Annotated in this window: 12 protein-coding genes; all 12 read left to right on the forward strand. The window is 46.2% G+C overall.

Going from position 1 to position 14412, the window contains the following annotated elements; translation table 11 throughout:
* Positions 1 to 5: 5 nt before the first annotated feature.
* The 12 genes from rsmH to AOC07_RS00915 all read left to right on the forward strand — a co-directional run bounded on the left by rsmH (position 6) and on the right by AOC07_RS00915 (position 14411).
* Positions 6 to 956: a 16S rRNA (cytosine(1402)-N(4))-methyltransferase RsmH gene (rsmH, locus tag AOC07_RS00860; protein WP_215293531.1), complete on the forward strand. Its 951-nt coding sequence runs from the start codon at positions 6 to 8 to the stop codon at positions 954 to 956.
* Positions 953 to 1219 carry a cell division protein FtsL gene (gene ftsL / locus AOC07_RS00865; RefSeq protein WP_215293532.1) on the forward strand — a complete coding sequence of 89 codons (267 nt, stop codon included), beginning with the start codon at positions 953 to 955 and terminating at the stop codon, positions 1217 to 1219. The genes rsmH and ftsL overlap by 4 nt, the downstream gene beginning before the upstream one ends.
* The gene (locus tag AOC07_RS00870) at positions 1216 to 2988 is read left to right on the forward strand and encodes a penicillin-binding protein 2 (protein WP_215357762.1); all 1773 of its coding nucleotides are present in this window, start codon (positions 1216 to 1218) and stop codon (positions 2986 to 2988) included. The genes ftsL and AOC07_RS00870 overlap by 4 nt, the downstream gene beginning before the upstream one ends.
* An 8-nt stretch (positions 2989 to 2996) precedes the next feature.
* Positions 2997 to 4535: a UDP-N-acetylmuramoyl-L-alanyl-D-glutamate--2,6-diaminopimelate ligase gene (locus AOC07_RS00875; protein ID WP_251371682.1), complete on the forward strand. Its 1539-nt coding sequence runs from the start codon at positions 2997 to 2999 to the stop codon at positions 4533 to 4535.
* Positions 4535 to 5983, forward strand: coding sequence for a UDP-N-acetylmuramoyl-tripeptide--D-alanyl-D-alanine ligase (gene murF, locus AOC07_RS00880; RefSeq protein WP_215357766.1), 1449 nt, complete (start codon positions 4535 to 4537; stop codon positions 5981 to 5983). Before AOC07_RS00875 ends, murF begins: the two co-directional genes overlap by 1 nt.
* On the forward strand, positions 5974 to 7143 hold the full coding sequence (gene mraY, locus AOC07_RS00885) for a phospho-N-acetylmuramoyl-pentapeptide-transferase (RefSeq protein WP_215293536.1): 1170 nt from the start codon (positions 5974 to 5976) through the stop codon (positions 7141 to 7143). Before murF ends, mraY begins: the two co-directional genes overlap by 10 nt.
* Positions 7144 to 7157: 14 nt before the next feature.
* On the forward strand, positions 7158 to 8780 hold the full coding sequence (murD, locus tag AOC07_RS00890) for a UDP-N-acetylmuramoyl-L-alanine--D-glutamate ligase (protein WP_215357768.1): 1623 nt from the start codon (positions 7158 to 7160) through the stop codon (positions 8778 to 8780).
* Between the two features lie 71 nt (positions 8781 to 8851).
* Positions 8852 to 10048 carry a putative lipid II flippase FtsW gene (gene ftsW / locus AOC07_RS00895; protein ID WP_251369705.1) on the forward strand — a complete coding sequence of 399 codons (1197 nt, stop codon included), beginning with the start codon at positions 8852 to 8854 and terminating at the stop codon, positions 10046 to 10048.
* Positions 10049 to 10068: 20 nt separating this feature from the next.
* On the forward strand, positions 10069 to 11118 hold the full coding sequence (gene murG / locus AOC07_RS00900; protein WP_215358384.1) for an undecaprenyldiphospho-muramoylpentapeptide beta-N-acetylglucosaminyltransferase: 1050 nt from the start codon (positions 10069 to 10071) through the stop codon (positions 11116 to 11118).
* Positions 11115 to 12551, forward strand: coding sequence for a UDP-N-acetylmuramate--L-alanine ligase (murC, locus tag AOC07_RS00905; protein WP_215357769.1), 1437 nt, complete (start codon positions 11115 to 11117; stop codon positions 12549 to 12551). Before murG ends, murC begins: the two co-directional genes overlap by 4 nt.
* Before the next feature lie 19 nt (positions 12552 to 12570).
* The gene (locus AOC07_RS00910) at positions 12571 to 13557 is read left to right on the forward strand and encodes a D-alanine--D-alanine ligase (RefSeq protein ID WP_215358386.1); all 987 of its coding nucleotides are present in this window, start codon (positions 12571 to 12573) and stop codon (positions 13555 to 13557) included.
* Positions 13554 to 14411, forward strand: coding sequence for a cell division protein FtsQ/DivIB (locus AOC07_RS00915; RefSeq protein WP_215357770.1), 858 nt, complete (start codon positions 13554 to 13556; stop codon positions 14409 to 14411). The genes AOC07_RS00910 and AOC07_RS00915 overlap by 4 nt, the downstream gene beginning before the upstream one ends.
* Position 14412: the final 1 nt, after the last annotated feature.

The raw sequence follows: 14412 nt of genomic DNA on the forward strand, positions 1-14412 counted from the left end.
GTGCTATGAACATAACTCATCGCCCAGTGTTGCTGGCCGAGGCGGTGACAGCGCTGATCAGTGGGCCGCTCATTCAAAAACAAAACATAGCAAACAATATTCTGCTAATCGATGGGACTTTTGGGCGCGGTGGTCATACGCAAGCTTTGCTCAAACAGCTGCCTCCATCGGCTCGCATGATTTCTTTCGACAAGGATTTAGACGCGATTGCTGTCGCGCAGAGCATCAGCGACCCACGTTTAACCATCGTGCACGACAGCTTTGCGTGCATGGATCAGTATGCATCAGCGGAAACAGTCGATGGAATTTTATTGGACTTAGGAATCAGTTCACCCCAGGTGGACGAGGCACACCGAGGCTTCTCCTTTCGTCGCGAAGGTCCGCTAGATATGCGGATGAATACGGATCAGGGAATGACGGCAGCAGAGTGGCTGGAGCAGGCGCCGCAGGAGGAAATCACGCACGTGATTAAGACTTACGGAGAAGAACGTTTTGCATTTCAGATCGCTAAAGCCATTGTGGCAAAGCGAGAAGAAGGATTGTCCCCAAAAACTACGACTCAATTAGCAAGTTTAGTTGCTAGCATAGTGCGCACACGCGAAGCTGGGCAAGATCCTGCTACAAGAACTTTTCAGGCATTGCGTATTTTTATTAATCGCGAATTAGAAGATTTAGAACTTGGCTTAAAAGCCGCGTTGAACTTATTGAAGCCGGGCGCAAGACTTGCGGTGATTAGTTTTCATTCGCTAGAAGATCGTATTGTGAAACAGTTTCTGCAGGCACATGCAAAAGTTGAGGTGCCTCGTGGCTTGCCAGTGCGTGAAAAAGACTTACCACAAAGTGCTCTAGAAATTATTGGACGCGTGAAACCAAGTGACGCAGAAATATTAGAAAACCCACGTGCTCGCTCTGCCATCATGCGCGTTGCAGAAAAACGAGTAGGGGCCTTAGCATGAATCGCGCTACTCTGACTTTGCTTGCTTTGTTATTAATTTGTGCCTTATCGCTAGTGGCAGCGCAGCAACGCACGCGTATATTATTTGTTGCCCAGGAGCGCGCGCTCATTGAAGAGCGTAAATTAAATCAAGATTGGTTGCGCTTGGAGTACGAGCAACGCAATCTTTCGAAGTCTGCCCGTATACGTGATGTTGCGCGTAATCAATTGCGCATGTCCCCAATTTCTCCTGAACGTACTTTGTATTTAAAGGAGGCTAAATGAGGTCGGTTGGTTTTTCTACGACACCAAATTTAGTGTTGCGTCTGCCCATGTGGCGGTCACGCTTGATGCTCTTCCTTTTGTTCTTTGTTTTTATGCTTCTCCTATTGCGTGCTTTTTGGATTCAAGGTCCGGGAAATGCCTTTTATGAAGCTAAGGGAGTGCGGGGAACTCAGCGTGAATTGGAGTTGCCAGCAAGTCGTGGAAAAATCTTGGATCGTAATGGCCAGGTGATTGCTACTAGTTTGGAGGCAAAGTCTGTGATTGCCTATAACGATACAGTCCCCGATGATTTGTCAGCAGACAAGGTGCGCAAGCTTGCCAGCTTATTGCAAATGAGCGAATCGGATTTGCGAAAGAAGTTGAAAGAAGATCGCAAGCAAATCTTCTTAAAGCGACAGGTCGAGCCGGCAGTTGCGCAACAAATTAAGCTATTAGAAATTCCAGGCATTGGATTGAATAATGAATATCGTCGCTTTTATCCTGAAGGCGAGGCGATGGCTCACGTAGTTGGTTTTACAAACGTCGAAGATCGCGGCCAAGAAGGAATGGAGCTTTCTAGAGAGAAAGAGCTTGCGGGCCATCCCGGGCAAAGACGTGTGGTGGTTGACCGATTAGGACGTGTAGTTGAAGAGATGGCCATCTTGCAGTTGCCTCAAAATGGCAAAGATTTAAATCTTTCTATCGATAGCAAAATACAGTATTTGGCTTATAACGCCGTTAAAAGTGCTGTTGAGGAGCATCATGCAAAAGCAGGCGGTGCCGTAGTTCTAGATACTCAAACTGGCGAAATTTTGGCATTAGCTAATTACCCTAGCTATAACCCCAATCAGCGCAAATATCTCAATGGCGAGCAGTTACGAAATCGGGTATTGACCGATACCTTTGAGCCTGGCTCAACAATCAAACCATTAACCATTGCAATTGCTTTAGAAAAAGGTGCGATTAAGCCCAATACCAATATGGTAATTGGCGCTAAGTATCTTGTTGGACCAAAGCCAATTACAGACACTCACCCTAGTACAAATTTATCTGTAACCGAGGTAATTCAAAAATCAAGCAATATCGGTACCGCAAAAATTGCAATGAATAATCTCACCGCAGAAGAGATGTGGGATTTTTATAGTGCCGTCGGTCTTGGGCAAGTGCCAAAAATTGGATTTCCGGGAGCTGTAGCTGGGACTGTGCATCCATTTAAGAAGTGGACTCCAACTGATCAAGCACGAATTGCATTCGGTTATGGAATTTCAGCTTCACTCTTCCAGGTGGCGCGGGCTTACACAATTTTTGCGCGTGATGGTGAGTTGGTGCCGCTCACTATTGAGCGCAGTCCTGAATTCAAGCCGGGCACAAGAGTGCTCTCTGCTAAAACTGCAATTGAAATGCGCACCATGCTTGAAACTGTTACCGAGCCAGGGGGTACGGCAATTAAAGCGCAGGCTGATGGTTTTCGGGTTGGCGGCAAGACTGGTACTGCACATAAATTAGTGGGTAAGAGTTATGGCAATAAGTATCGCGCTTACTTTGCTGGCTTAGCACCCATTAGCGCGCCTCGCATTGTGGTTGCAGTGATGATTGATGAGCCAACTAGTGGAAGTCACTATGGCGGTGATGTTGCTGCACCAGTGTTTTCAACGATTGTTAGTGAAACATTAAACACTCTTAATGTTTCACCCGACAGTAAAGCGAAGCAAATGGTTTTGCAAGATAAGAGTCCCGAAGAGATTCATACTGCAAATGTACAGACGCAGCAGGTGGTTCTGAAAAGATGAGGGCGGCGTTGAATATAGAACCCAATCATCTGATTGACCATTTGCACACCTTAGCAAATAGCACTGCTAAGGTAAGTGCGGATAGTCGCCAGATCCAGTCTGGCGATATCTTTTTTGCCTACCCAGTCGGCCATGGCAATGCATTAAGGGATGGCCGTCAATTTATCCATGCCGCACTAGGGAACGGTGCAGCAGCGGTCGTATTCGACCCCGCAGGTCTTGATAATCAATATGCAGATCACCCACAATGCATTGCGGTTGAAAACCTCGCGGCAAAAGTTGGTGAGTTATCTGCGCAATGGTACGGCTACCCAAGTAAACAATTAAAGTTAATTGGTGTAACGGGCACCAATGGCAAAACCAGCATTACACAGTGGCTTACTCAGGCTTTGGATGAGCCAAATCATCGAACAGCAGTCTTGGGTACCTTAGGCACCGGCTTCCCAGGTTCTTTGGTGCAAACCGGATATACCACTCCAGATGCGCCAAAGTTACAAACCCAACTTAAAGAATTGCTCAATGCTGGTGCCAAGCAAGTGGCAATGGAAGTGTCATCACATGCCTTGGATCAGAATCGACTAGCTGGCACTCGACTGAATTGCGCTGTGCTTACAAATCTAACGCAAGATCATTTGGACTATCACGGCAGTATGGCTGATTATGCAGAAGCCAAGGCGAAACTATTTCAACTCGCGGGGCTTGAGCATGCCGTCATTAATTTAGATGATCCATTTGGGCGGGAGATTGCAAGTAAGCTTTTAGCCAAAGGCGACGTTAGCGTTTGGGCATACACAATCAACCAAAACGTCCTTGAGGGCTTTGAAAAATTTGGCGATCGTCTGCATCGCGTTTATGCAAAAGATAGTGCGTTAAATGGTGCGGGATACGACTCCGTGTTCACGTATGAGGGGATTGGAAGTAATGGCTTATATATTCCTTTATTAGGTGAATTCAATTTAAGTAATGCGCTTGCGGTATGGGCGGTATTGCTAACCCAAGGTTTGACTTGTGATGAAGCAAGCAAGCAAGTCAGTCAATTGCGTCCGGTACTTGGACGTATGGAATTCATTCAAGTAGGTAAACAGCAAAAATCAGAGGGTTTGCTGGTTGTGGTTGATTACGCCCATACCCCTGATGCACTTCAAAAGACATTGCAGGCTTTGCGTCCCATTGCAGGCCAGCGCGGCGGAAAAGTATGGTGTGTATTTGGTTGTGGTGGCGAGCGTGATATTGGTAAACGCCCTCAAATGGGTGCGGTAGCTCAGCAATACGCTGATCAAGTCATTATTACTAGTGATAACCCAAGATCTGAAGAGCCGCTAGCAATCATGGAAATGATCCGTGGCGGAATCAGCCGGGAAAATTCAAATGTGCAAATGGTTGTTGACCGTGCCGCAGCGATCATGGCCGCTGTGCGCAATGCCGCATCTCAAGATGTCGTATTAGTAGCGGGAAAGGGTCATGAAAATACCCAAGAAATTAATGGCAAGAAATTTGATTTCTCTGACCAGGAACATATTCGCTTGGCTGCTGGAGGCATAGTCTGATGTCTGTTATGACAACACTTGCCCAAGTCCATGCAATGTTGCCTGGAAGTGCTTTGATCAATATTTCCGCACAAGATGCTCGGTTATCAAATATTTCAAGAATTGGCACAGATAGCCGCCAGATTGATCCCGAAGAGTTATTCGTTGCCCTGGCGGGTGAGCGCTTTGATGCACATGATTTTTTGTCTGATGTTGCTAGGGCAGGCGCAACGGGAGCGCTTATTAGTGATCAAGATAAGTGCCCTAAGGATCTGCCTGCTGTTTGCGTTGCCGATACTCGCATTGGGCTGGGTTTATTAGCAAAAGCCTGGCGTAGCAATCATCCAATTCCATTAGCACTGGTGACTGGCAGTAATGGTAAGACCACCGTAAAAGAGATGATTGCCTCTATTTTTAAAGCAGCAGTTGGTCAAGAACATACCTTGGTGACTATAGGTAATCTGAATAATGATATTGGCTTGCCCCTGACCCTATTAAAGCTGCGTTCAGCAGATCTGCTTGCTGTGGTTGAGCTTGGCATGAATCACCCTGGTGAAACTGCTCACCTGGCCGATATTGCGAAGCCCAATATTGCATTGATTAATAACGCACAGCGTGAGCATCAAGAGTTTATGACTACTGTAGCTGCAGTTGCGCAAGAGCACTCTGATGCAATTCGTGCATTACCTAAAGACGGCATTGCAGTTTTCCCAGCGGATTCAGAGTTTACAAGTGTCTGGCACGAAGCAGCTGCTGGCCGCAAGGTAATCGATTTTATTTTAATGTCAGGCCACTCAAAATCACAGGCTGCAGTGATGGGACATTTATTAAGCAATGGTCACGTACAGGTACAAACTGAACTCGGCTCTATAGAGGTCCAGCTCAATACATTGGGCAGTCACAATGCACGTAACGCATTGGCTGCTAGTGCTGTTGCCATAGCAGCAGGTGTGAGTTTAGAGAAAATTAAACAGGGTCTTGAATCATTCTCACCTGTTGATGGCCGTATGCAGGCCAAGAAGATTAATCCCAAGCACACTTTAATTGATGACAGCTATAACGCTAATCCAGACTCAGTAAGAGCAGCAATTGATACTCTAAAGCAGTCAGGCAATATGTCATGGTTAGTTTTAGGCGATATGGGCGAGGTCGGTAATCAAGGCCCTCAATTTCATCGCGAGGTTGGTGCCTACGCTGCCGAGCAAGGAGTTAATCAATTATTTGCTTTGGGCGAGCAATGTCAATTTGCCATTAAAGGTTTTGATGAGGTTCGGAAAAATGGCTTACCTGCCGCTAGCGCAAAACATTTTTCTGAAATGGGTGGTCTTATCGAGCAGTTGAGAGATGCATTACATGCCCAGTCGACTGGTAGCGATGAGCATTTAAATATTTTGGTTAAGGGTTCACGTTTTATGCATATGGAGCGGGTAGTGCAAGCCTTGTTAGAGGAGGCTAAAACATGCTCTTAATTTTGGCGCAATGGCTGCAAGATGATTTTGGCTTCTTCCGAGTCTTTAACTACATCACATTTAGGGCGGTCATGGCAACGGTAACTGCCTTGTTGATTGGTTTAGCCGCCGGTCCTTGGGTGATTCGTAAATTGACTGCTTTGAAGATGGGTCAAGCCGTTCGTACTGATGGACCACAAACCCATTTAGTTAAATCTGGCACACCAACTATGGGCGGCGTGCTGATTTTGATTGGTATTTTCGTCTCTTGTATCTTGTGGGCAGATCTCAGCAATCGCTTTATCTGGATTGTGATGATCGTCACTTTCGGATTTGGTGCAATAGGCTGGGTAGATGACTATCGCAAGGTGGCTCGCAAAGATCCTAAAGGAATGGCTTCCAGAGAAAAATTCTTTTGGCAAACTTTGATTGGATTATTTGCAGCGATCTATTTGGCATTCTCAGTCTCAGAGGTGAATAATCTTAAAGTCCTACAACTTTTTTACGAATGGCTGAAAGGTGGCTTTGCTTTAGATCTTCCAGCAAAAACAAATTTACTCTTACCCTTCATTAAAGAGGTTAGCTATCCCCTTGGCATGATGGGCTTCATCATCTTAAGTTATTTAGTCATTGTTGGCAGCAGTAATGCTGTAAATCTCACTGATGGACTAGATGGCTTGGTGATCATGCCTGTCATTTTGGTAGGAGCTGCGTTAGGCGCATTCGCTTATGTAATGGGTAATGCAATCTATGCCAAATATTTATTGTTTCCCTATATCCCAGGCGCTGGGGAATTGATGATTTTTTGTGGTGCCATGGGTGGAGCAGGTTTAGCCTTCCTTTGGTACAACACACATCCAGCGCAAGTATTTATGGGTGACGTTGGTGCACTTGCTCTAGGGGGCGCACTTGGGACGATCGCGGTTATTGTGCGTCAAGAAATTGTGCTTTTTGTGATGGGTGGAATCTTTGTTGCAGAAACTGTCTCAGTAATGCTGCAGGTGTTTTGGTTCAAATTGACGAAAAAATATTATGGTGAGGGTCGCCGTATTTTTCGTATGGCGCCACTCCATCACCATTTTGAATTAGGCGGTTGGAAAGAGACACAGGTGGTTGTTCGTTTCTGGATCATCACCATCCTATTGGTATTGATTGGCTTATCTAGCCTGAAATTGCGGTGAGCCCAAGAATAAATATGTTGAATATAGAAAACACTTTTGCTAATCCAGCCTTCATAGAAGATGCGGGCTACCAAGCGCCACATCGTTTTTTGATTATGGGTCTGGGCGAGTCTGGAGTTGCTATGGCGAAGTGGTGCCTGGGTAATGGCGCGGCTGTTCGTCTAATAGACACCCGTGAGCAGTCTAAATTTTCTGAACGCCAAAATGCTTGGCTTGATGAATTAAAAATGGCCGGACTGAAAGATATTCAATTCGGACCATTAGTCGATGAATTGTTAGTAGATATTGATGTTATCGGCGTTAGTCCTGGTTTATCCCCGCTACAGGAGCCCACTCAATCATTTTTAGTGAAGGCTAGAAAAGCCAGAATTGATGTTTGGAGCGAAATCGAGTTCTTTGCTCGCGCAATTGCGGCATTAACTCGCATGGCGCAGGCAGCTGAATCAAACCATGAAGCAGCAGTGTTGGCGATTACCGGCACGAATGGAAAAACAACTACCACTGCATTAACAGGACAACTCTGTGAGCGTGCCGGGAAAAAGGTTGCCGTAGCTGGAAATATTAGTCCTGCTGCATTAGATAAGTTAATGAGTTGCTTGAGCGCTGCAGACCAAATTGAAGATATGCCGGATATCTGGGTCCTTGAGTTGTCTAGCTTCCAATTGGTTTATACGCATACCCTTAATGCAACTGCAGCTACCGTACTCAATATCACCCAAGATCATTTGGACTGGCATGGTGATATGCAGGCATATGGAGATGCAAAGGCCAGGATATTTGGCCCCGACACAATTTGTATTTTGAATCGTGATGACTCTTTAGTGATGAATTTAATTTCTGATGATCAAAAAATAGAAAAATCGATTGTGACTTTTGGCTCTAATAGTCCAGATGAGCAGGGTGCCTTTGGTATTGAGCATGACTTGCGTGCTGGCGGAATTGACTGGCTGGTATGGGCTGAGGTAGACGAGGATGTTGAGCCTAAACCAAAACGTCGTCGTAAATCTGCGGTGATTGAAGACAGCGAGCCGCTCCGCTTGAAGCGTTTAATTCCTGCTGATGCGTTGAGAATTCGTGGTCGTCACAATGCATTGAATGCACTGGCTGCGCTGGCATTGGCGAGAGCTGCCAATTTACCAATGAATGTTCTTCTGCATGGTTTGCGTGATTACCATGGTGAGCCTCATCGTGTTCAGAGTATTGCGATTGTGAATGATGTTGAATATGTCGATGACAGCAAAGGGACTAATGTGGGGGCTACTGTAGCCGCTCTTAATGGCTTAGGTAGCAATGAATCCGGTAAGAGAATTTGGTTAATCGCGGGCGGCGATGGTAAGGGGCAGGACTTTAGTCCCTTGCGCGAACCTGCTTTACGATTTGTTAAAGGCGTTTTCTTGATTGGCAAAGATGGTGCTGCCATTGGTGAGGCCATAGGTAAGGACATTCCATGCACGATCAGTGGTAACTTGGAAACCGCTGTTAAGGCTGCGGCACAACAAGCTCAGTCTGGAGATTTGGTAATACTCTCTCCCGCTTGCGCGAGCTTTGACCAGTTTCAAGATTATATTGTCCGTGCCCAAGTATTTATTGGTGAGGTTGAAGAGTTGGGAATGCGTTTTGAGGAGGCTAAAGCGTGAATCTAAAAGACAAATTTTTCCCTCAAAATCGCTTAGGCTTAGATCGCTTCTGGAATTTTTCAAGGGGGGGTATTGATAACTTCCGAACTGGCTTGAGAGATGCTGTATCTGGAGTAGAGCAAACTCGCTCACGCATGATGGAATACGATCAATTGCTCGTATGGGCAGTTCTTTCTTTAATGTTGATTGGCTTGGTAATGGTGTATTCCGCTTCAATTACTCTGGCTGATGGACCTAAGTACGCGAATTACAGTAGTAATTTTTTCTTAATTCGTCACCTGATTTCTTTGGCGATTGCTGCAGGGGTGGGTATTTGGACTTTCAAGATTCCAACCAAGATATGGGATCGCTATTCTCCATTGATTTTTGGATTTACCGTCTTGCTATTGATCGCAGTTCTGATTCCTGGTATCGGTAAGGGTGTGAATGGGGCAAAGCGTTGGATTCCGCTCGGCTTAATGAATTTTCAACCATCTGAGTTAATGAAATTTGCAGCTGTCATTTTTGCTGCAAGCTACACCGTGCAACGTCAAGAGTATTTGCACTCCTTTGTTAAGGGCATGTTGCCAATGGGTGTAGCCGTTGCATTGGTTGGCTGTCTTCTGATGGCTGAGCCAGACATGGGCGCATTTGTAGTGGTGGCATTTATTGCATTTGGCATCCTGTTCTTGGGTGGTATTAATGCCAAGCTCTTTGGGGGCTTGATTGCCGTGGGTTTGATGAGTGGTGCAACGATGATTGCACTTTCACCATTCCGTCGTGGCCGCATGCTCGCCTTCATGGACCCATGGCAGGTAGATAACGCTGCAAATAAGGGTTATCAGTTAACTCATTCCTTAATGGCTTTTGGTCGTGGGGAATGGTTTGGTACTGGACTGGGTGGCAGCGTAGAGAAATTGCATTACTTACCTGAGGCGCATACCGACTTCATCATGGCAGTAATTGGTGAGGAGCTAGGCTTCGTTGGTGTAGTTGTGATGATCTTCTTGTTTTATTGGATCGTACGACGCGCGTTCTTAATTGGCCGTACTGCACTGCAATTAGATCGCAGTTTTGCCGGTCTTGCTGCTAAGGGTGTGGCAATTTGGATCGGCTGGCAAGCCTTTATCAATATGGGCGTGAATCTCGGTTTATTGCCAACCAAGGGGTTGACATTGCCATTAGTGAGTTACGGTGGCTCCGGAATTTTGATGAACGTTGTGGCGATTGCAATGTTGCTGCGGATTGATTATGAGAATCGTATTTTGATGCGCGGAGGGAAGTTGTGACAAGACCTTCTATTTTGGTGATGGCTGGTGGTACTGGTGGGCATATTTTCCCAGGACTTGCTGTTGCTGAATATTTGCGTATCTGCGGTTGGAATGTGTCATGGTTGGGTAACCAAAGTGGCATGGAATACCGACTAGTGAAGTCTTGCGATTTTCCATTTGAAGCCGTTGAGTTTGGTGGTTTGCGCGGCAAGGGTCTTAGGGCCAAGTTGATGTTGCCCATCAATTTAATGCGTGCTTGCTTTCAAAGCTGGAAGATCATGCGTCGCATAAAACCTTCTGTGGTCTTGGGTATGGGTGGTTACATTACTTTTCCAGGTGGCTTGGTAAGTAAGTTATTAAAGCGCCCCTTAGTGCTGCATGAATCAAATTCTGTAGCGGGTAGCGCAAATCGCGCGCTTACTAAAATTGCAATGCGCACATTGACTGGCTTTCCGAATACGATGGTGCATGCTGAGTGGGTAGGCAATCCTATTCGTGAAGAGTTTGAGCGCATTCCAGCGCCCACTTTGCGCTACGAACAGCGTCAAGGGCCTTTGTCTATATTGGTGGTAGGCGGTAGTCTGGGTGCAGCCGCTTTAAATGAAAGTATGCCTGCGGCTTTGGCATTGATTTCTAAAGATGCACGCCCTAGGGTGATTCATCAAGCGGGCGATAAGCATTTAGCCGATTTGCAGAAGCGCTATACCGACTTGGGCGTTGAAGCTGATGTGCTTCCCTTTATTGACGATATGCCATCTGCATATGCACAGGCAGATCTCGTGATTTGTCGCGCTGGCGCTATGACGGTTTCAGAGTTAGCAGCCTGCGGCGTTGCTTCTTGCTTAATTCCTTTTCCATACGCAATTGACGATCATCAAACTGCTAATGCAAAATTTTTAGCTGATGCAGATGCTGCGATTTTATTGCCCCAGCAATACCTTAACCCTCAGGATTTAGCATCAATGATTCAAAACTTTAACCGTGCGGACCTAAGAGATATGGCTTTGCGTGCACATGCTTTGGCTAAACCACATGCGACTCAACGAGTAGCTGAGGTTTGCGCAGATTGTGCGGGGGTAGGCGTATGAAGCATATCGTTCAACAAATCCATTTCATCGGTATTGGCGGTGCCGGTATGAGCGGTATCGCTGAGGTCTTATTGAACTTGGGCTATCAAGTATCTGGTTCTGATTTAGCCGAAGGCCCAGTAACAAAGCGTCTGCGGGAATTGGGTGCAGCGATTCATATTGGGCATGATCCTAAAAATATTGGCACTGCAGAAGCGGTGGTTATTTCCACTGCTGTCGCTGGAAACAATCCCGAAGTGCTGGCGGCACGTGCTGCAAAGATTCCGGTGATTCAGCGGGCGGTGATGTTAGGTGAGTTGATGCGCTTAAAACAAGGCATCGCTATTGCTGGCACACATGGTAAGACCACTACAACCAGTTTGGTTGCGTCAGTACTTGCTGAGGGTGGTTTAGATCCTACTTTTGTCATTGGTGGAAAGCTGAATTCTGCTGGCGCTAATGCCCGTTTGGGCCGTGGTGATTTCATCGTCGTTGAAGCCGACGAATCTGATGCCTCTTTCTTGCAACTTTTTCCAGCAATGGAAGTGGTCACCAATATTGATGCTGATCATATGGATACCTATCAACACGATATGGCGAGATTGAAACAAGCCTTTGTACAATTTATTCAGCGCATGCCGTTTTATGGTGTAGCAGTGTTATGTATTGACGATACTAATGTACGTGACATTATTCCATTTGTATCTCAACCCATCTTGCGTTACGGACTTTCTGATGATGCGGATATTCGGGCGAGTAATGTGCGTGCCGACGGTACTCGTATGCACTTTACGGTGGATCGCCGTACCGTTCGTAGACACGGTGCTAAGCCGGGCCCACTAAATGTGACGCTAAATTTACCAGGTTTGCACAATGTGCAAAATGCCTTGGCTGCAATTGGTATTGCTACAGAGTTGGGAGTTGGTGATGAAGCAATTACAAAAGCACTCTCTGAATTTAGCGGTGTGGGTCGTCGTTTCCAGCGACATGGTGAGATTTCCCTGGCTTCCGGGGGAAGCTTCACGCTGATTGATGATTATGGGCACCACCCAGTAGAGATGGCCGCAACTTTGTCTGCTGCTCGGGGCGCATTCCCAGACCGCCGTCTGGTACTAGCCTTTCAACCACATCGGTTTACTAGAACGCGTGATTGTTTTGGAGAGTTTGTGCAAGTCCTCAGAAACTTTGATGCCTTGGTATTAACTGAGGTTTATCCCGCTGGAGAGGCAAAGATTCCTGGTGCGGATGGTAAGAGTTTAATGAAAGCTACACTTGCAGAAGACAGGTATATAAAAGGCACTCTCAATTCTGCTGCGGTGGTCTTTGCAGTAAACGTTGCCGAAATGCCAGAGAAGTTATCTCAAGTATTAAAAGATGGTGACGTCCTAATCACGATGGGTGCGGGATCAATCTCTGCGCTACCTCATACCTTAGCGGAGGCAAAGAGTGTCTAAGGTAAATGCAAACCTCGGCATGTGGGGTGATCGCGTGAAGTACCAGTTATCTAGGCTGGATGTGAAATCACTTGGGCGTGTTGGCATTTTATTGGGTGGACGCTCTGGTGAGCGTGAGATTTCCCTAATGTCAGGCAATGGTGTTTTGGAAGCTTTACTTTCCAAGGGTGTGGATGCGCATAGTTTTGATCCAGGTTTACGTTGCCCAACAGAGCTAGTAAAAGAAAAATTTGATCGCGTATTCATCTCTCTACATGGTCGCTATGGTGAGGATGGCACTATCCAAGGTTTGTTGGAGTTGTTAAATCTGCCATATACCGGTAGCGGTGTATTAGCTTCTGCTTTAGCAATTGACAAGATTGCGACTAAACAAATTTGGTTAAGCAATGGCTTATCTACCCCAGATTTTGAAGAACTTACTGCAGGAAGTGATTGGAATGCAGTGGTGAAGAAGTTGGGCTTACCTTTGATTGTGAAGCCAGCGCACGAAGGTTCTTCGCTTGGCTTAACCAAAGTGAAGTCTGTAGATGAATTACCTGCTGCTTACCAACTCGCCGCAGGAATGGATAAAAAAGTAATCGCTGAGACCTGCATTGTGGGTGATGAGTTAACTTGCCCATTGGTTGGCCAGGGCGATACAGCTGAAGCATTACCTGTAATCAAAATTATTCCGCCACAGGCGAATTACGACTTCCATAACAAGTACTTTTCAGATGAAACCCAGTACTTATGTCCAACTGGACTTGCCTCTGAAGTCAATGAGCGCGTTCAAGAGTTGGCTTTAGCTGCTTATAAAGCATTAGGTTGTCGCACGTGGGGTCGTGCTGATGTGATGCTTGATCAAAAAACTGGTAAGCCTTACTTACTAGAGATGAATACTTCTCCAGGGATGACCTCCCATTCATTAGTGCCGATGGCAGCTAAGGCTGCTGGAGTGGCTTATGCAGATTTAGTGTTGTGGCTACTGATCCAAACTATGCAACAAAAAGAGAGTGCTGCTGCATGAACACTCTTTTAGACCGGTTTGGAGATATTTTCTCCGTCATCATGTCACCACTGTGGAACTATCCAGAGCGGATGCAAAAGCTTAGCCGCTTCTTAATCCGCTGCTTCACTGTGATGATGGTAATTGGGGTTTTGGTCTGGTTAAGTCAGAGACCTGTCTTCACTTTGAAGCAAATTCAGGTTGAGCCCGTTGCTGGTCAAACGCTAAATCATATTAATAAGTCTCTCGTGAAGCGTCAGGTAATAGAAACCGTGCAAGGCAATTTCTTTAGTGTGCGTTTAGAGGATGTAAAACGTGGCTTTGAGAGTATGCCGTGGGTACGCCACGCTAATGTTCGTCGAGTTTGGCCTAATGGTTTGGTTGTAAATATTGAAGAGCAAAAGCCATTTGCTACTTGGGGCGGCGATGGTAGTAATACCTTGGTGAATACACATGGTGAGCTATTTGCTGGTCGCGTTTCGGAGTTGGTTGACGACAAGCGCTTGTTAGATTTTTCGGGCCCTGATGATGCTAGTAAAGAGGTGATGAGTCTTTACGAAAAAGCAAATAACTGGTTTAAGCCCTGGAATACTGAGGTGGTGAGTTTGGCCTTGACTGAGCGCTATGCATGGCATGTCAAGCTGTCGAACGGCATGAAGGTGGAATTTGGACGCGATGAAGAGAGCTCTGATAGGAATTTAACGGAAGAACGTGTGGCACGTCTATTTAAGTATTGGCCGCAAGTGCAAGAGAAATGGGCTAACCGAGTCGATGCAGTCGATCTACGTTATGCAAATGGTTTTGCAGTTCATCTTGCATCTGCAAGTTTGAAGAAGAGTGATGTAGACGGCAAAAAAAGTGAGCTGAAGCAATGAG

This window comes from Polynucleobacter sp. UB-Raua-W9, assembly GCF_018687435.1.
Taxonomy (GTDB): Bacteria; Pseudomonadota; Gammaproteobacteria; order Burkholderiales; family Burkholderiaceae; genus Polynucleobacter.